Genomic DNA, 16,829 nt, shown 5'->3' with positions numbered 1-16,829 from the left:
TTGGACCGATGGGACTGGATATAGAGTCTGGCCCGACGCCCACGCGACCGCGCGGGGAGGAGGGCGATGTCGGCCACGCCGCTGCCCCTTCCGGTGCCGCCGCCGCGGGCGCCCGAGTCCGGCCGGGACGCGCTGATCGCCTGCGAGAGCCTGGTGCGCATCTACCAGTCCGGGTCGGTCGAGGTGCAGGCGCTGCAGGGGCTGGACCTGGTGGTGGAGCGCGGCGAGCTGGTCGCCGTCGTCGGGGTGTCCGGGTCGGGCAAGTCCACGTTGCTGTCGATCCTCGCCGGGCTCGACGTGCCGACCGCCGGGCGGGCGCGGGTGGACCGGTGGGACCTGCTGGCGATGTCCCGCGCGGAGCGGGTGCACTACCGGCGGCACACGGTCGGGTTCGTCCGGCAGCAGACCGCCAGCAACCTGGTGCCCTACCTGACCGCGCGGGAGATGGTCGACCTGCCGATGGTGACGGCCCGAACGCCGGCCCGTACCCGCCGCGCCCGCACGGCCGAATTGCTGGCGTCCCTCGGCGTCGCCGACTGCGCCGGTCGGCGCCCCGCGCAGTTGTCCGGTGGTCAGCAGATGCGCGTCGCGATCGCGGTGGCGCTGGCGAACGAGCCCCGCGTCCTGCTGGCCGACGAGCCGACCGGCGAGTTGGACACCGCCACCTCGGCGGAGGTGTTCGGGGTGCTGCGGGACGTCAATCGCCGGTTGGGCGTGACCGTCGTCGTGGTGACCCACGACCCGGCGGTCAGCGGCCAGGTCGAGCGCACGGTGGCGATCCGGGACGGGCGCACCAGCAGCGAGGTGCTGCGCCGCACCGCCACGAACGACGCGGGCGAGACGCACGTGGTCGCGGAGGAGTACGCCGTGATGGACCGCGCCGGGCGGGTCCAGGTGCCGCGCGACTACCGGGAGGCGCTGGCGCTGACCCGGCGGGTCCGGCTGGCGCTGGAGGCCGACCACGTGACGATCCGCCCCGACCGCGGGCGGCCCGGGTGAGCGGCGGCCCGCTGCTGCGGGTGCGCGGCGTGCACCGGCGGTTCGGCACCGGGCCGACCGCCGTGCACGCCCTGCGGGACGTGTCGTTCGACGTGGCCGCCGGCACCATGGTCGCCCTGGTCGGTCGCTCCGGCTCCGGCAAGACGACGCTGCTCAACGTCGTCGGCGGCCTGGACCGGCCGGACGAGGGCACGGTCGTCATCGACGGTACCGACGTGACCGCCCTCGACGAGGACGGCCTGTCCCGGCTGCGGCGGGCCGGGGTCGCCTACGTGTTCCAGACGTTCGGCCTGATCCCGGTGCTGTCGGCGGCGGAGAACGTCGGCGCGCCGCTGCGGCTGACCCGGGTGCCGGCGCGGGAGCGCGAGCGGCGGGTCGCGTTGCTGTTGGAGCTGGTGGGGCTGGCCGAGCACGCCCGGCAGCGCCCGGGTGAGCTGTCCGGCGGCCAGCAGCAGCGGGTGGCGATCGCGCGGGCGCTGGCCGCCTCGCCCCGGCTGCTGATCGCCGACGAGCCGACCGGGCAGTTGGACCACGAGACGGGCATGTCGGTGATGGCGCTGCTGCGCGGGGTGGTGGAGTCCGAGGGCGTGACGGCCCTGGTGTCCACGCACGACGCGGTGATGATGGCGCTGGCCGACCGGGTGATCCGGATCAGCGACGGCCGGATCGAGGGGCCCGCCGGGGAGCGGGTCGGGGCGGCGTGCTGAGGCTGCTGGCCCGCCGGGCCCGCGCGCAGTGGCCGCTGCTGGCGGCGCTGCTGATGGTCGTCACGGTGGGCGCCACCCTGCTGGGCACCTGCGCCCTGCTCGTCACCCGCACCGGGGGGCGGGCGCTGGAGGTGGCCGCGAGCCGCGCCACGCCCGGCGACGTCGATGTCACCGCCTACACGGTCACCATCCGGAGCCCGCACGCCCGGTCCGTCGCGGAGGACACCCGTGCCGTGCTTACCTCGGCGCTCGCCCCGTTCCCCGCGACGACGGCCGCGCGAGCCTCGGCCAAGATGCGGTCGCTGCCGGCGGCGGGTGCCGGGGCCGAGACCTACCTGTCCGGTGTGGAGGACCTGCCGGCCCGCGCCCTGCTGGCGGCCGGGCGGTGGCCCAGGGCCGGCGCGGTGTCGCTGGAGGCGGTGCTGCTCGAACCCACGGCGCGGCTGCTCGGGCTCGCGCCCGGCGACCGCGTCCACATCGGCGCCGAGGTGGCCGGCGACGCCGCCCCGGCGGTCGACGTGACGGTGGTCGGTGTCGTGCGCCCGCTGCCCGGCGCCGGCTGGGACCGCGACCCGCTCGCCGCCGCCGGGTACGACCTCGGCTACCGCGACGTGGACTCGCTGCGCACGGTCCGCGCCTACGGGCCGTTCATCGTGGACCTCGCGGACCTGCTGGCCGGCGGCTGCACCATCGACCGGCTGGAGATCACCGCACACCCCGACCTGTCGGCCCCGGACCGCCGCGCCCTGGCGGCCGTCGCCACGACGCTTTCCGGCGCGGACCACCGCCTGGCGGCCGCCCTCGGCGACCGGGTGCGGATCGAGCGGATCGCCTCCCGGCTGCCGGCAACCCTGCGGGCCAGCCGGGAGCAGCAGCGGGTCACCACGGGCACCGTGCTGGCCGTCTCGATCCTCGGCGTCGTGCTGGCCGCGACCGCCCTCGCCCTCGCCGGCCGGCTCACCGCCGGGGTGCGCGCCGGCGAGGCGACCCTGCTGGCCGCCCTGGGCACCAGCCGCGGCCAGTTCGCCGCCGCCACCACCGTCGAGGCGGGCGCGCTGGCCGTCCTCGCCGCCGCGCTCGCGGTCCCCGCCTCGTCCGCCCTGCACGCCGGCCTGGCCCACCTGCCGCCGCTGGCGGGCGCCGGGCTCACCGCCGGGCCGGCGGTCACCACCGGTCAGGTGCTCGCCGTCGCCGGTGGCGCGTTCGCGCTCGCGGCGGTGCTCGTCGCCCGCGCGATGCGGCCCGCGGCCTGGGCCGGCGACCGGCACCCGCGGGCCGCCCTGCTCGCCCGCTCCGGGGCGGACCTGCTCCTCGTCGCGTTCGCCGCCGCCGGCTGGTGGCAACTGCGCGCCGGGCCCACCGCCTCCGGCTCCCAGGTGGACGCGATCCGCGTGCTCGCGCCGGCGGTGCTGCTCGCCGCGGGTGCCGCGCTGGCGCTGCGCCTCGTGCTGCCCGCGCTGCGCGGTGCGGACCGGCTGGCGCGCCGCGCCCGCGGCCTGGTGCTCCCGCTCGCCGTGGTGGAGGCCGCCCGGCGGCCCCGGGCCGTCGCCGCCGGCCTGCTCATCGGCCTGGCCTGCGCCGCCGGCACGTTCGGGACCGCCTTCGACGCCACCTGGCAGCGCTCGCAGCACGACCAGGCCGACCTGTCCGTCGGCACCGACCTCGCCGTCACCCTCACCGCCCCGCCGGTGGCCGGACAGGGTGCCGCCGTCGCGGCGGCCACCGGGGGAGCGGTGAGCCCCGTGGTCAACCGCGGCGTCGCCGTCGGGCAGTGGCTCGGCAGCGTGGGCGAGGCGACCCGGCTGGTCGCCGTCGACACCGCCCGCGCCGGTGACCTGCTGCGCGGCCGGCTCGACGGCGGGCGCACCTGGGCCGGGGTGGGCGCCGCCCTCTCGCCGCCCGCCCGCGCCACCGGTGTCGCCGTCCCGGCGGGCGCCGCGCTCACCCTGACCGGCACGGCGAGCGGCGCGATCCTGCTCGCCGTGACGCCCCGCCTGCTGATGCAGGACGCCACCGGCCTGCGGACCCCCTGCGTCGGCTCGCCCGTCCCGCTCGACGGCCGGGCGCACCGGCTGCCGGAGTGCGCGCCGGCCGAGGGGCTGCGACTGGTGGCGGTGTCCCTCCCGTTCACCGGCCCGGCCGGTGCCGTCGACGGGACCGGGACCGACCCCAACGGCAGCCGGGTCGCCGTCACGCTGACGGTGCCGGGCGCCGGGGACGCGCCGCCCGGATCGCCGTGGACCGCCACCTCCGCCGCTCCCTCGCCCGCGCACCTCACCGACCCGGCCGTCGCGGTCACCGGCACGCCCGCGGGCGTTCAGCTCAGGATGACCACGTCCGTCCGGCTCACCGGCCCCCCGGAGGCCGCCCGCGACCTCGTCGCCACCGCGTTCCCCGTCGACGGGCCGGTGCCGGTCGCCGTCTCGGCCCGGTTCGCCGACGAGTTGCGGGCCCGGCCCGGCGCCCGGCTGAGCCTGACCGTGGGTGCCACCCCGGTGCCGGTCACCGTCGCCGAGGTGGTGCCCACCGTCCCCTCCGCGCCCGGCGCCGCCGCCGTTCTGGTCGATGTGGACGCCCTGTCCCGCGCCCTCGTCGGCAACGGCGACCTGGCGTTCCCCGTGGACGCCATCTGGGTCGGCCAGCCGGCCCGGCCCGACGCCGCCGAGCGCGCCGGCGCCCTCCACCTCGGCGCCGTCACCACGCGCGCCGGCGAGGCCGCCCGGCGCACCGGCGGTCCCCTGAGCGCCGGGCTGCCGGCCGCGCTGCGGCTGCTCGTCCCGGCCTCGGCGCTGCTGCTGCTCGCCGGCATCGTCCTGCACGTGACCTGCGACCTGCACCTGCGCGCCCTCGAGGTGGCGCGCCTGCGCGGCCTGGGCATGACCCGGCGCGAGATCCGCGCCGTGCTGCTCGGCCAGCACGCCGGCGTCCTGCTGCCCCTGCTCGCAACCGGCGCCGTGGTCGGCGCGCTCGCCACCCGCCTCGTCGCGCCCCTGCTGGTCCGCACCGGCACCGGCGCCGCCCCGGTCCCGGGCGCGGTGGCGCACTGGCCGTGGGCCGCTGAGGCCGCCCTGCTCGCCGCGCTGGTGGCCGGCTGCACGCTGGCGGTGACCGCGGTGGTCGCCGTCCAGGCCCGCCGGGCGGACGCCGCTCACCTGCGGGTCGCCTCATGAGGGGGCTCGGGTGGTGGCGGGCGCGGCGCCGCTGGCGGCCGCCGGTCCCGCACTGGCCCAGCATCCGCGGCCGGGCCCGGGCCGACACCGGACCGCTGGTGCTGGCCGCCGCCGTCGTCGCGGCCGTCTCGCTGCTCGCCGGCGCCGCGCCACCGCTGCTGCGGGCCGCCGCCGACGACGCCGTGCGGGACGCCGTGCGCCGGGCCGGCGGCGACGCCGACGTGCTGGCGAGGGGCAACTGGGAGCCCGACGACGGGCCCACCGGTGGCCGGGTCCGCGCGCCCCGCCTCGCCGAGGACCTCGACGACCTCCGCGCCCGGGCCGTCAACGAGCTCGACCCGGCCCTGCGCGCCGCGCTGCGGCCACCGGTCGCCCTCGTCACCAGCGACATCCTCAAGGTCACCGACGGCAGCGTGCTGCGCACCTTCCAACTCGCCTACTTCGCGGACGACCGCGGGCCCGGCAGCGGCCCGCACGTCACCTGGATCGCGGGTGGCCCGCCCCGGGCCGCCGTGCCGGACGCCGCCGCGCCGGCCCCGTACGACGGGCCGCCCTGGCCGGTGCAGGTCGGTCTGTCCGAAGCGGACGCCGAGGCCCTCCGCCTGCGCCCCGGCGACCGGATCCCGGTGCAGGACGCCCGGCGCACCGTCAAGGACGTGCGGGTCAGCGGCATCTTCCGGGCGACCGACGACGCCGATCCCGCCTGGCGGCTCGCCCCGTGGCTGCTGCACCCCGTCGTGGGCGCGGACGGCGTGGGCAGTACCCGGCTCGCCGGCCTGCTGTCGCCGGACTCGCTGCCCGACGCGCGCCTGGCCTTCGACGACGGGCAGTTCCGGCGCACCGTCCGGTTCGCCCCGGAGCCGGGCGCGCTCACCTGGGAGTCCGGCCGGGCGGTCGGCGCGGCCGTGGTCGCGCTCAAGGCCGCCTCCGGCTCGTCCGGCGCCCTCGACACCTCGCTGCGGTGGGAGACGCGGATCGACGCCGTGCTGCGGGACGTGCGCGTGCGGGTCGACGCGGCTTCCGCGCAGGCGTCCGTGCTGCTGATCGCCATCGTGGCGGCGGGGGTCCTGATCCTGCTGCTCGCCGCCGACCTGCTGGTCCACCGCCGCGTCCCGGCGCTGGTCGCCGCCCGGCAACGGGGCGCGACCTTGCCCGACGTCGGCGTCGAGTTGCTGCTCGAATCCGCCGCGGTGGCGCTGCCGGCCGCGGTCGCCGGGCTCGTCGTGGCCCGCGCCGTCACCCCGGGCGCCGCCTGGGGGTGGGCGCTCCCCATCGTCGTGGCCGCCGCCGTCGCCGGTCCGGCGTTCGGCGTCCTCGCCGCCGCCCGCGCCACGCGGGACTGGCGCGTCCCCGCCAACCGGACCCCGCGCCGCCGGGCCCGCCACACCGGTCAGCTGCGCCGGGCCACGGCCGAGGCCGGGGTGGTGATCGCCGCGGTCGCCGCCCTCGTCGCCCTGCACCAGCGCGGCATCCTCCCGGCGGTCGCGGGCGACCCGGCCGCGGACCAGGCCGGCGGCGTGCGGCTGCAAGCGAGCGCGCCCACCCTCGGGGTTCTCGCCGGTGCGCTCGTCCTGCTGCGGTTGCTGCCCTTCGGGACGCGCCTGACGCTGCGGCGCTCGCTGCGCTCGCGCCGTCCGCTGGCGGTCTTCGGTGCCGCGCGGGCGGCGGCCACCGCCGCGCGCGTGCTTCCGCCGCTGGTCATGCTGGTCGCCACCGCGCTGGCGTGCTTTGCGCTCACCCTCGACTCGACCGCCCGGCAGGGCCTGGTGGACGGCGCCTGGCGCGCTGTCGGTGCCGACGCCCGCCTCGATGTCGCCCCCGCCGGCGTGCCCGCAACGGCCGCGCTCGCCCGGCGGGTCGCGGCCGCGCCGGGCGTCCGGCAGGCGGTGCCGGCGCAGTTGACCGACGGCGTGCGCATCGCCGCCGCGGCGACGGACGTCGCCCCCCGCCTCGTCATCGTGGACGCCGCCGAGTACCGGCGGCTGCTGGCCGCCACGCCGCTACCGGACGCGCCGCAGCTCGACCGGCTCACGGCAACCGCGGACGGCGACCTTCCGGCGCTGGTGCGCTCGCACGACGGCAGCCTGCGCCCCGGTATGCGGCTGGAGTTGCTGCGCACCGGTGCGCCGCCCGTCCACCTCGCCGCCGTCGGCACCGCCCCCGCCGTCGGCGGCGCGGTTGACGTCGTCCTCGTGGACGCCGCGGCCGCCACCGCCGCCGGTGTGCTCCCGGCCTTCAACACGGTGTGGGTGACCGGTCCGGGCGCGGCGCGGGCCGCCGCCGAGAACGGCGCGGCGGCCCGCGTCGTGCTCCGCCCGGACGTGCTGCGTGCCAGCCGGGCGGCGCCGCTGACCGCCGGCCTGCTGCGCCTGGCCCTGGTCTCGGCCGTGGCCCTGCTCGCCCTGGGTCTGCTCGGGCTCGCCCTCGGCGCGGCCGCCACCGCGCCCGAGCGGTGGCAGACCCTGGCCCGCCTGCGAACCCTCGGCCTGCGCCCGCGTGACGCCCGCTGGGTCGCCGCGGGGGAGTTGCTGCCGGCGGTCGCGCTGGCCGCGGCGGCCGGCCCGGCGCTCGGGCTGCTCCTGGCGCACCTGACGCTCGGCCCGCTCGCCCTGCGACTGCTCACCGGGCAGGCCACCGATCCCGCCCCGGTGCCACCCTGGTGGCACCTCGGCCTGCTGCCCGTCGCGCTGCTGGCGGCGGTCGCCGTGGTCGTACCGGTCGAGTCGCGGCTGCGGCGCGGGCGGCGACCGGGTGAGGTGCTGCGCGCGGGCGAGGGACTCCCCGACGCCGTCCTGGGACGGCGGTCACTTCCGTGAGCGTCGCCGGCACCGGGCGACATTCGGCGGATATTCTTGACTCGTTCCAGAAAGCGAGCAAGACTGCGGAGCGTGGCCATGATCCTGGAGTGCCACCCGATACGCAAGCACCACGCCGTCACGTCCTGATTCCCCTGGCCCCTCCAGCGACAACATTCCTTGATCCCTTCAGTGTCGGAAGGAACCCGATGTCCGAGAACCACGAAGCGGTCGTCCACGACGCGCAGGCCGGCAGCGAGTCCCGCTGCCCGGTCGTGCACGGGCGCGCGGCGCACCCGACCGAGGGTGGCGGCAACCGCGGCTGGTGGCCGAACCGGCTCAACATGAAGATCCTCGCCAAGAACCCGGCGGTGGCCAACCCCCTCGGCGAGCGGTTCAGCTACGCCGAGGCGTTCAAGAGCCTCGATCTGGCCGCGGTGAAGCGCGACATCGCGGAGGTGCTGACCACCTCGCAGGACTGGTGGCCGGCCGACTTCGGCAACTACGGCCCGTTCATGATCCGGATGGCCTGGCACAGCGCGGGCACCTACCGCATCAGCGACGGCCGCGGCGGCGCCGGCGCCGGCCAGCAGCGCTTCGCGCCGCTGAACAGCTGGCCGGACAACGTGAACCTGGACAAGGCCCGCCGCCTGCTCTGGCCGGTCAAGAAGAAGTACGGCCAGAAGCTGTCCTGGGCCGACCTCATGGTCCTCGCCGGCAACGTCGCCCTGGAGTCGATGGGCTTCAAGACCTTCGGCTTCGCCGGCGGCCGGGAGGACGTCTGGGAGCCGGAGGAGGACGTCTACTGGGGCCCCGAGACCACCTGGCTCGGCGACGCCCGCTACACCGGTGACCGGGAGCTGGAGAACCCGCTCGCCGCGGTGCAGATGGGCCTGATCTACGTCAACCCGGAGGGGCCGAACGGCAACCCGGACCCGGTCGCCTCGGCGCGGGACATCCGCGAGACGTTCCGCCGGATGGCGATGAACGACGAGGAGACCGTCGCGCTCATCGCCGGTGGCCACACCTTCGGCAAGACCCACGGAGCCGGCCCGGCCGACCACGTCGGCCCGGAGCCCGAGGCGGCACCGCTGGAGCAGCAGGGCCTGGGCTGGAAGAGCAGCTTCGGCACCGGCAAGGGCGCCGACACCATCGGCAGCGGGATCGAGGTCACCTGGACCTACCACCCGACCCGGTGGGACAACGAGTTCTTCCACATCCTGTTCGCCTACGAGTGGGAACTGATGAAGTCGCCGGCCGGCGCGCACCAGTGGCGGCCCAAGCACGGGGCGGGCGCCGACATGGTGCCCGAGGCGCACGACCCGTCGAAGCGGCGCGAACCGCGGATGCTCACCTCCGACATCGCGCTGCGGGCCGACCCGATCTACGAGCAGATCTCGCGGCGCTTCCTGGAGAACCCGGACCAGTTCGCGGACGCGTTCGCCCGGGCCTGGTTCAAGCTGACCCACCGCGACATGGGCCCGGTCGCCCGGTACCTCGGCCCGGAGGTCCCGACCGAGACCCTGCTCTGGCAGGACCCGATCCCGGCGGTGGACCACGACCTCGTCGACGCGGCGGACGTGGCCACCCTCAAGGACCGGATCCTCGCCTCCGGGCTGGCGGTGTCCGAGCTGGTCTCCAGCGCGTGGGCGTCGGCGTCGACGTTCCGCGGCAGCGACAAGCGCGGCGGCGCCAACGGGGCGCGCATCCGCCTCCAGCCGCAGATCGGCTGGGAGGTCAACCAGCCGGACGAGCTGGCGCGGGTGCTGGGCACCCTGGCGGGCATCCAGGAGGCGTTCAACGCCGCCCAGACCGGCGGCAAGCGGGTCTCGCTCGCCGATCTGATCGTGCTCGCCGGCGGTGTCGGCGTCGAGCAGGCGGCCCGCAACGCCGGCTTCGACGTCGAGGTGCCGTTCACCCCGGGCCGCACCGACGCGTCGCAGGAGGAGACCGACGTCGAGTCGTTCGCCGCGCTCGAGCCGACCGCGGACGGGTTCCGCAACTACGTCGGCAAGGGCCAGCGGCTGCCGGCCGAGTTCCTGCTGCTCGACCGGGCGAACCTGCTGACCCTCAGCGCGCCGGAGATGACCGTCCTCGTCGGCGGCCTGCGCGTCCTGGGTGCGAACCACCAGGGCTCGCCGCTGGGCGTGCTCACCACCACCCCCGGGTCGCTGACGAACGACTTCTTCGTCAACCTGCTCGACCTGGGCACCGAGTGGAAGCCGGTGTCCGAGGACGCGACCGCCTTCGAGGGTCGCGACCGGGCCACCGGCGAGCTGAGGTGGACCGGCAGCCGCGTCGACCTCGTCTTCGGGTCCGACTCGGAGCTGCGCGCGCTCGCCGAGGTCTACGCCAGTGACGACGCCCGGGAGAAGTTCGTGGGCGACTTCGTCGCGGCCTGGGTCAAGGTCATGAACCTGGACCGGTTCGACCTCGCCTGATCCGCACGTCCGGGCCGGCCCGCGCGGGCCGGCCCGGCACGCCGGGTGCTCCCGGCCGGCGCCTCAGGCGTGCGACGACCCTTCGTGGTCCGCGTGACCGGCCGGCTCGAACTGGAACGTGGAGTGCCGCACGTCGAAGTGCCCGGCGAGGCAGTCCTGGAGCTGGTCCAGCAGGCGGGGAAGCTGCCCCGCCCGGAAGCAGCAATCGTCGACGACCACGTGGGCCGTCAGCACGGGCAGGTCGCTGGCCACCGTGGACGCGTGCAGGTCGTGCACGGCGCGCACGCCCGGAAGCTCCCGGATGTGCGCGCGCACCGCGGCCAGGTCGATGCCCTTGGGGGTCGCCTCGAGCAGCACGTCCACGGACTCCCGCAGCAGCCGCCACGTGCGCGGCAGGATCAACAGGCCGATCAGCAGCGACGCGATCCCGTCCGCCCGGGTCCAGCCGGTCAGGGCGATGACGCCGGCGGCGACCAGCACGGCCACCGAGCCGAGCGCGTCGTTGAGCACCTCCAGGGTCGCGGCGCGGGTGTTGAGGTTCCGGTCGCCGGACCGGAACAGCACCGCGGCCGCCACGGCGTTGCCGACCAGGCCGACGGCCCCGAACAGGATCATCGGCCCGGTGACGACGCCCGGCGGCGCGACCAGCCGCCGGACGGCCTCGATGAGGATCAGCCCGCCGACCGTGAGCAGGACGGCGGCCTGGGCGGCACCCGCCAGCACCTCGGCCCGCTGGTAGCCCCAGGTGTACGCGGCGGTGGCGGGCCGGGCCGCCAGGACCGCGGCGACCAGGGCCAGGCTCAGGCCCGCGACGTCGGTGAGCACGTGCCCCGCGTCCGCCAGCAGGGCGAGCGACCCGGACAGCAGCGCCCCGGCGATCTCGGCAATCATGATCGCGCAGGTGATGCCGAGCACGGTGGCCAGCGGCCGCCGGCGCGCCGGTGACGGCGGCGGGTGGTGCCCGCCGGTGGGGGAATGGCCTGGTCTGTCGTTCATGCGTCTGCTGCTCGCTCCGTGACTCGGACGCCCCTGGCGCGGTGGGATACCCATCCGGCGCGAGTTGAGTAGCGCCAGCAGAGTCGAGGGTGACGCGGGGTGGCGGCCGGGGCTCACCGGCGGCGTGGGTTCCGCGGTGCCGGCCGGGCGGCTTTACGCGGCGCCCCTACTCGTCCGCGATGGTGAGAATTCCGGTCGGGGAGTCCAGCGCGTCGACGGTGCGCCGGGCGGCCTCGTCCACCTGGATCCGGGGCGGCTCGGGCGGCCGCCGCTCGTGGTACGTGCCCGGCCCGTAGAACTGGCCGTACCGCAGGACCACGCCGCCGGCGTCCAGCACGCGGTGCTCCAGGTACTCCTTCGCCGCTCCGCCCTCCCCGGCCAACTCCCAGGCGACGCTCTGGGCGAGCACCCGCGCCGCACCCGCGGCCCGCGCCGCGGCGAGCAGGCTGTCAGTCCCCTCGCGGCGCATCCGGGCATTCGCCTCCCGCCGGGCGGGCAGGTCCGCCGCCTTGTCCGGCAGGTCGGTCAGCTGGTGGATCAGCACGTCCGGCCGGAACGCCACGACCGCGCTCCGCACCGCCTCGGCGTCGTACACGTCGCAGACGACGGGGTGGGCGCCGGTGGCCGCCAGTCCCGCCGCCTTCGCGGGCGTGCGCGTCATCGCGGCCACCTCGTGCCCGGCCCGCAGCAGCAGCGGCGTGAGCCGGGAACCGATCACCCCGGTCGCCCCGGCGAGAAAAATCCGCACAATCGGATGCTAGCCGCCACCGGTAGCGGCGTGACCTCATCAGACATCCTGCCTCCACTCGCGCAGGATGGCCGCCGCTGCCGTCGCGTCCGGGTGTTCGGCCCCCTGAATCCGCGCGCGGTCGGCCACCACCCGCTCCATGATGGTGATCGCCTCCGAGGTGCGCCCCGTGTTCTGGTAGGAGGTGGCCAGATCGCTGCGGGCGGCCACCGTTTCCGGGTGTTCGGTGCCAAGAATGCGTTCCCGGTCCGCGACCACCTGTTCCTGAACAGCGATGGCTTCGTCGACGCGCCCGGCCTGCTCATAGCAGGCGGCGAGGATGGCTCGCGAGGTCAGCGTGTAAGGGTGCTCCGGGCCGAGGATCCGCTCCATGTCGGTAACCAACCGTTCCATGATGGTGGTCGCCTCCGTGGTGCGCCCCGCCTTCTGGTAGGAGGAGGCCAGATTGCCCCGGGCGGTCAGCGTTTCCGGGTGTTCGGGGCCGAACAGGCGTTCCCGGTCGGCGGCCACCCGCTCGAAGAGCGTGATGGCTTCGGCGGTGCGGCCCACATTCCGGTAGAAGGTGGCGAGGATCGACCGGTCGCTCAACGTCTTCGGACTTTCGGGGCCGAACAGGCGTTCGCTGTCCGCGGCCACCCGCTCCTGCACGGCGATGGCATCGTCGACGCGCCCGGCCTGCTCGTACGAGGCGGCGAGGTTGGCCCGGGCAATCAGCGTGGACGGGTTTTCGGGCCCGAGGAGCCGCTGGGCGCTGGCGACCGTCTGCTCCTCGATGACAATGGCCTCGGCGGTGCGCCCCACCTCCCGATAGAAGGCGGCGAGAATGGCCCGGGCGAACAAGGCGTCGATGTCGTCCGGGCCGACGATCCGTTCGGCATCGGTGACCACCCGCTCCTGGATGGCGATGGCCTCAGCCGTACGCCCCACCTTCCCGTAGGAGAGGGCGAGATTCGTCCAGGCGGCCAGCGTGTCCGTATCTTCGGGGCCGAGAACCCGCTCCATGTCGGTGACCACTCGCTCCATCAGGGCGATTGCTTCGCCGACGCGCCCGATCTGCCAGTAGGACGTGGCCAGGTTGTCCCGTGCCCTCAGCGTGTCCGGGTGTTCGATGCCGAGGACGCGTTCGCGGTCGGTGGCCACCCCTTCCTGGATGGTGATGGCCTCGGCGAGGCGGTCGGCCTGCCGATGGGCCTTGGCGAGACGGGCCCGGGCGGACAAGGTGGCGGGGTGGTCCGGGCCGAGGGTCCGCTCGGCCGACGCGACCAGCTTCTGCCAGTGGGTGGTGGCGGCATCGTGCAGGCCGGCGTCCAGGAGGCTGTCGCCGGCCCGGTACAGCAGTGGCTGCCCGTCGGGTTGCCAGAGCAGGTCACCGGCGTGGGCGGTGAGGGTGTCGGTGTTGGCTCTCAGCGCGGCGACCAGGTCGGCGAGGTCCGGGCTGGTGTCCGGGTCCGGCCAGGCGGCCAGCAGCGCGTCCGCGGCAGCGTGCGCGATGGCTGCCCACTGCGCCGGTGGGGTGGCTTCGCGGGCCGCCCGGGCGGTGAGGGCGTGGACGCGTGCCGCACGCGGTCCGGGCCTCGGGTCGTGGGTGGCCAGCCCGTAGCGGTGCAGGAGCCGCATCGCCGCGCGGGCCTCGGCACCGGTGACGGGTGGTGGATCGGGGCTGTCGGTGGTGCGGTGGGCGCTCAGGTAGGTGGTGACAGCGCTCTCGGTCCACAGCGTGTCGGGGTGGCCGGCGGGGTCGAGCGCGGCGGCCAGCCGCAGCGCCGGTAGGGCGAGGCCCGCGGGGTCGCACGCCTGGGCCGCGTCGACGGCGAGGAGCAGGGTGACCGCGACGGGGCGGCGGTAACCGTCGGCGTCGGCGCTGGGCGGCAGCACCGCATCGAGTCGTGATCGCCGGTCGGTGACCAGGGCGAGGTACTCCGTGCAGCCGATGTTCTCATTGATCATGTAGGCGGCGGCGTGGGACAGGGCCAGCGGCAGCCGCCCCAGTTCCTCAGCGAGGGGCCCGACGCCGGCATCGAGCAGGTGGGCCGCGCCGGCGCCGGACAGCCGCTCGGCGAGGTAGCCGGCGGACTCGTCCGCGCTGTACACGTCGACGTCCACCATGGAGCGTCCGCCACCGGAGAACGCGGCGTCCCGGCGGCGGGTCGTGGCCAGCACCCAGCCGGTGCCGGTGTGGCTGGCCGGCCACCAGGCACCGACGTGGGCGGCGTCGCTCAGGTCGTCCAACACGACCAGCCACGACCGGTCCGTGGTGGCCAGCCAGTCCAGCAACGCCCTGGCGTCGGCCTCGGCGTCGCCGCCGTCCGCCCCGGGCGCCTGCACCCGGGCCGCGGTTTGGGCGAAGGCGGCCGGTATCGCCTCGGGTCTGGCGGCGTTGACCCACACCACCAGGTCGGTGCCCTCGGCGATGGCCCGCACCGCGTAGGAGGCGACCAGCTGCGACTTGCCCACCCCGCCGCCGCCGGAAAGGACCTGGGTGAGCACTACCGTGCCCCCATCGCCGCGGGCGGCCCCAATGTGCGCGCGCAGGCCGGTACGGGGTTGAAACGCCGACGCCAGGACCGGGATGTCGCCGACCCGCTGCGGCCAGGACACCGCCCTCCCCGGCTGGTAATAGTGCACCTGATCGATGTGTTGGGCGGCGACGGACCCGCCGCTCGCCGTGATGACCAACCCCGCGCCCGATTCCGCCGGCGCGGTGTGGTCGGTGGCATCGGCGACAGGCGCGCGGGCGGGCTCTGCCGGTACGTGGTGGTGGGGCGACGATGAAGCGGCGTCACCGGGCGCGGTCAGTCGCGGGACCGCCCCGGCGGGGGAGGGTCCACGGGAACCGCGCCAACGGTCACGTCCCGCATGGAGACCGCGGCCGCGCTGGTGCCCTTGGCCAGAACCCGCACATCGCCGGTGACCTGGATGGCGGTGGCCCCTTCGGGGCCGCCCGGCCGTGGTCGCGGATCCGAGGGTTGACCGCGTGCCGGCAGCAGGTACGGCGCGACCAGCGCGGCCACCGCGATCAGGCTGGCGATGGCACTGGCCACCTTGTCGGCCTTGTCCAGCCCGACGAGGTACAGGTAGCCGCCCAGGCCGGCGACGCACAGCGTGGCGACACTCCGTCCGGTCCAGACCCAGACTCGACGGCGACGTGGCATAAGGGACGGCCTTCCCACGTGGAGTGACTCCGGCGGCCTGGATTGTAGGAACCAGACGCGCCGCCGACTGTCGGGAAGATGTCGTCCGGCAATGTCCGCGCCCGGACGACGCCAAGGACGGCCCAACCGGCGGAGCACCCACGGCGCATCGTCGGTCGCGGTGTTGGTCGACCCCGGCGGCGGTCAGCTCGCCGGCACGCGTGCTTCAGAGATCACGATCCGGCGGTAGACCGGTATCGGTCCCGCCGGGGCAGAGCACATCGAACACGCCGAGATCCCGCAGCACCCTGGCCACCGGCGGCTGCAGGCGCGTGATCTCCACGGTGCAGCCGACCGCGGCGCGGTGGACGCCGACGAGCACCCCGACGCCGCGCGAGTCGATCAGGTCCAGGCCGCCCAGGTCCAGTTCGAGCCGGGCCGGCGCGGTCGCCAGCGCCTCAACCAGGACCGCGCGGACCTGGTCGTGCACGCGCAGGTCGATCTCGCCGGACATGGCGATGCGCGCCACGTCACCCGATCGGGTCAAGGCCTGGCTGAACCCCATCGACACCGCCTCCGATCGCCCGATCTTGTTGCGTCGAGGCAAGTATCGCGCGTGCCCGCGCCCCGGCGAGCGCCGGGTGGCCCCGAGGCGGCAGGGCGCCTCGGTGGGGTGGGGTGGTGCCAGGATGGGCCGGTGAAGATCCTCTCGGTCCAGGCGTGGGACAGGCCCGCGGCACGTGCTGGTCACCAGCGTGCTGCACGGCGACCTGCCCACCGGGTCGCTGGAGGTGGTGGCCGTCTCGGACGAGGGCGCCTGGGCGGTGACCACCCCACTGCTGCCCATCAACCCGAACGGCGGCGGCGAGATAACCGCCGCGCTGTACCTGGCCCACCTGCTGGCCACCGGCTCGCCCGCGGCGGCGCTGGAGCGCACCACCCGCACGGTCTTCGCGGTCCTCGAAGCGACGCTCGCGGCCGGCGCCCGGGAGCTTCAGATCGTCGCCGCCCAGGGGGCGATCGCCAAGCCGCCGCCGACCTTCACCGCCCGCCGCCTCCGCTGACCGCCGCCGCCCCCTCCGCGTCGCGCCCAGCCGCCGTGCTGCCCGCGCCACGCGTGGCGGGCATCGCCTTTTGTACCAGGGCGGGTTGTGTAAACTCGCGGGCGTGACGTCCGGGATCGCCGGGTCGCCGGCGGGCGACGGGCGCGTACCGGCGAAAGGACAGCCCATGGACGCGCTCTCCCTGACCGCCGTCGCCGACGAACAGCTTGCCCTCGCGCGCCGGTCCGGCAGCGGCCGCGCCGCCCACTCGGTCCGCGGCGGCCAGCGCGCGGCGCTGCGGCAGACCGTCCTCGCGCTCGTGGCGGGGCGGGAACTGGCCGAGCACGAAAGCCCCGGCGAGGCCAGCCTGCACGTCCTGTGTGGACGCGTCAGGCTGTCGGCCGGCACGGAAAGCGTGGAGTTGGCCGAGGGCGGTTACGCGGCGATACCGTCCGAACGGCACTCGCTGGCCGCCCTGGAGGATTCGGTGGTCCTGCTCACCGTCGTCGCCGGGTCCTGATCGGGGCCGGCGGCCCGTGACGGGTACCGTGCCGGCGCTCACTGGCACGGCACCCGCGGTCACGGGGTTTCGGTGACGTCGAGCATGCCGAGCAGCCGGGCCAGTGCGAGGGCCTCGCGGCGGGAGAGGGTGAGGCTGCACATCGCGTCGGGATCGGTGTCCGAGCCGCCGTCGAAGATCAGTTCGCGGCGCCCGTCGGCGTGGTGGGTCACCACGCCCACGCGGCGGCCGTCCACGGTCGTCAGCATGCAGCGAACCCCGATGCCGGGTAACGGGGTC

General features: G+C 75.9%; 12 protein-coding genes and 1 pseudogene. 7 read left to right on the top strand and 6 right to left on the bottom strand.

Features of this window, described 5'->3' with window-relative positions; translation table 11 throughout:
- The first annotated feature begins 66 nt into the window (after positions 1 to 66).
- From KJS59_RS01655 to katG, 5 genes are all read left to right on the top strand, one after another.
- Positions 67 to 999: an ABC transporter ATP-binding protein gene (locus tag KJS59_RS01655; RefSeq protein WP_213450399.1), complete on the top strand. Its 933-nt coding sequence runs from the start codon at positions 67 to 69 to the stop codon at positions 997 to 999.
- Positions 996 to 1,706, top strand: a complete 711-nt coding sequence (locus tag KJS59_RS01650) for an ABC transporter ATP-binding protein (protein ID WP_213450398.1) — start codon at positions 996 to 998, stop codon at positions 1,704 to 1,706. Before KJS59_RS01655 ends, KJS59_RS01650 begins: the two co-directional genes overlap by 4 nt.
- On the top strand, positions 1,700 to 4,876 hold the full coding sequence (locus tag KJS59_RS01645) for an FtsX-like permease family protein (protein ID WP_213450397.1): 3,177 nt from the start codon (positions 1,700 to 1,702) through the stop codon (positions 4,874 to 4,876). The genes KJS59_RS01650 and KJS59_RS01645 overlap by 7 nt, the downstream gene beginning before the upstream one ends.
- Positions 4,873 to 7,692: an FtsX-like permease family protein gene (locus KJS59_RS01640; protein ID WP_213450396.1), complete on the top strand. Its 2,820-nt coding sequence runs from the start codon at positions 4,873 to 4,875 to the stop codon at positions 7,690 to 7,692. Before KJS59_RS01645 ends, KJS59_RS01640 begins: the two co-directional genes overlap by 4 nt.
- A 188-nt stretch (positions 7,693 to 7,880) precedes the next feature.
- Complete coding sequence (gene katG, locus KJS59_RS01635) at positions 7,881 to 10,112, top strand: catalase/peroxidase HPI (RefSeq protein ID WP_213450395.1); 2,232 nt, start codon at positions 7,881 to 7,883, stop codon at positions 10,110 to 10,112.
- A 63-nt stretch (positions 10,113 to 10,175) separates the two neighbouring features.
- On the opposite strand, the gene KJS59_RS01630 is transcribed toward katG, so the two are convergent.
- The 5 genes from KJS59_RS01630 to KJS59_RS01610 form a co-directional block, all read right to left on the bottom strand.
- Entirely contained in the window at positions 10,176 to 11,108 is a 933-nt protein-coding gene (locus KJS59_RS01630; protein WP_213450394.1) for a cation diffusion facilitator family transporter, read from the bottom strand.
- Between the two features lie 166 nt (positions 11,109 to 11,274).
- Positions 11,275 to 11,856, bottom strand: coding sequence for an SDR family oxidoreductase (locus tag KJS59_RS01625; protein WP_249713778.1), 582 nt, complete (start codon positions 11,854 to 11,856; stop codon positions 11,275 to 11,277).
- 39 nt (positions 11,857 to 11,895) lie between these two features.
- Entirely contained in the window at positions 11,896 to 14,454 is a 2,559-nt protein-coding gene (gene fxsT / locus KJS59_RS01620; RefSeq protein WP_213450393.1) for an FxSxx-COOH system tetratricopeptide repeat protein, read from the bottom strand.
- 194 nt (positions 14,455 to 14,648) lie between these two features.
- Complete coding sequence (locus KJS59_RS01615; protein ID WP_213450392.1) at positions 14,649 to 15,008, bottom strand: hypothetical protein; 360 nt, start codon at positions 15,006 to 15,008, stop codon at positions 14,649 to 14,651.
- Positions 15,009 to 15,213: 205 nt separating this feature from the next.
- Positions 15,214 to 15,552 carry an STAS domain-containing protein gene (locus tag KJS59_RS01610; RefSeq protein WP_213450391.1) on the bottom strand — a complete coding sequence of 113 codons (339 nt, stop codon included), beginning with the start codon at positions 15,550 to 15,552 and terminating at the stop codon, positions 15,214 to 15,216.
- A gap of 154 nt (positions 15,553 to 15,706) precedes the next feature.
- Between KJS59_RS01610 and KJS59_RS01605 the strand changes: the two are divergent.
- A pseudogene (locus KJS59_RS01605) lies at positions 15,707 to 16,051 on the top strand (pyridoxal kinase); the annotation flags it as partial.
- Positions 16,052 to 16,154: 103 nt separating this feature from the next.
- Positions 16,155 to 16,550 (top strand): cupin domain-containing protein, encoded by a 396-nt coding sequence (locus KJS59_RS01600; RefSeq protein ID WP_249713777.1) that lies wholly within the window; start codon positions 16,155 to 16,157, stop codon positions 16,548 to 16,550.
- Positions 16,551 to 16,609: 59 nt separating this feature from the next.
- Here KJS59_RS01600 and KJS59_RS01595 read toward each other — a convergent pair whose 3' ends face one another.
- On the bottom strand, positions 16,610 to 16,798 hold the full coding sequence (locus tag KJS59_RS01595) for a potassium transporter TrkA (RefSeq protein ID WP_249713776.1): 189 nt from the start codon (positions 16,796 to 16,798) through the stop codon (positions 16,610 to 16,612).
- Between the last annotated feature and the right edge of the window lie 31 nt (positions 16,799 to 16,829).

The sequence above is a fragment of the Rhizomonospora bruguierae genome (genome assembly GCF_018397995.1).
Classification (GTDB): Bacteria; Actinomycetota; Actinomycetes; order Mycobacteriales; family Micromonosporaceae; genus Rhizomonospora; species Rhizomonospora bruguierae.
Note: the sequence above shows the minus strand (reverse complement) of the source record. Positions and strands in the feature narration are given on the sequence as shown.

Bases quoted from the DNA above. Each gene is read 5' to 3' on its own strand.
- KJS59_RS01655 (WP_213450399.1), top strand. From the start codon at position 67: ATGTCGGCCACGCCGCTGCCCCTTCCGGTGCCGCCGCCGCGGGCGCCC.
- KJS59_RS01610 (WP_213450391.1), bottom strand. From the start codon at position 15,552: ATGGGGTTCAGCCAGGCCTTGACCCGATCGGGTGACGTGGCGCGCATC.
- KJS59_RS01595 (WP_249713776.1), bottom strand. From the start codon at position 16,798: ATGCTGACGACCGTGGACGGCCGCCGCGTGGGCGTGGTGACCCACCAC.
- KJS59_RS01630 (WP_213450394.1), bottom strand. From the start codon at position 11,108: ATGAACGACAGACCAGGCCATTCCCCCACCGGCGGGCACCACCCGCCG.
- KJS59_RS01640 (WP_213450396.1), top strand. From the start codon at position 4,873: ATGAGGGGGCTCGGGTGGTGGCGGGCGCGGCGCCGCTGGCGGCCGCCG.
- KJS59_RS01615 (WP_213450392.1), bottom strand. From the start codon at position 15,008: ATGCCACGTCGCCGTCGAGTCTGGGTCTGGACCGGACGGAGTGTCGCC.
- katG (WP_213450395.1), top strand. From the start codon at position 7,881: ATGTCCGAGAACCACGAAGCGGTCGTCCACGACGCGCAGGCCGGCAGC.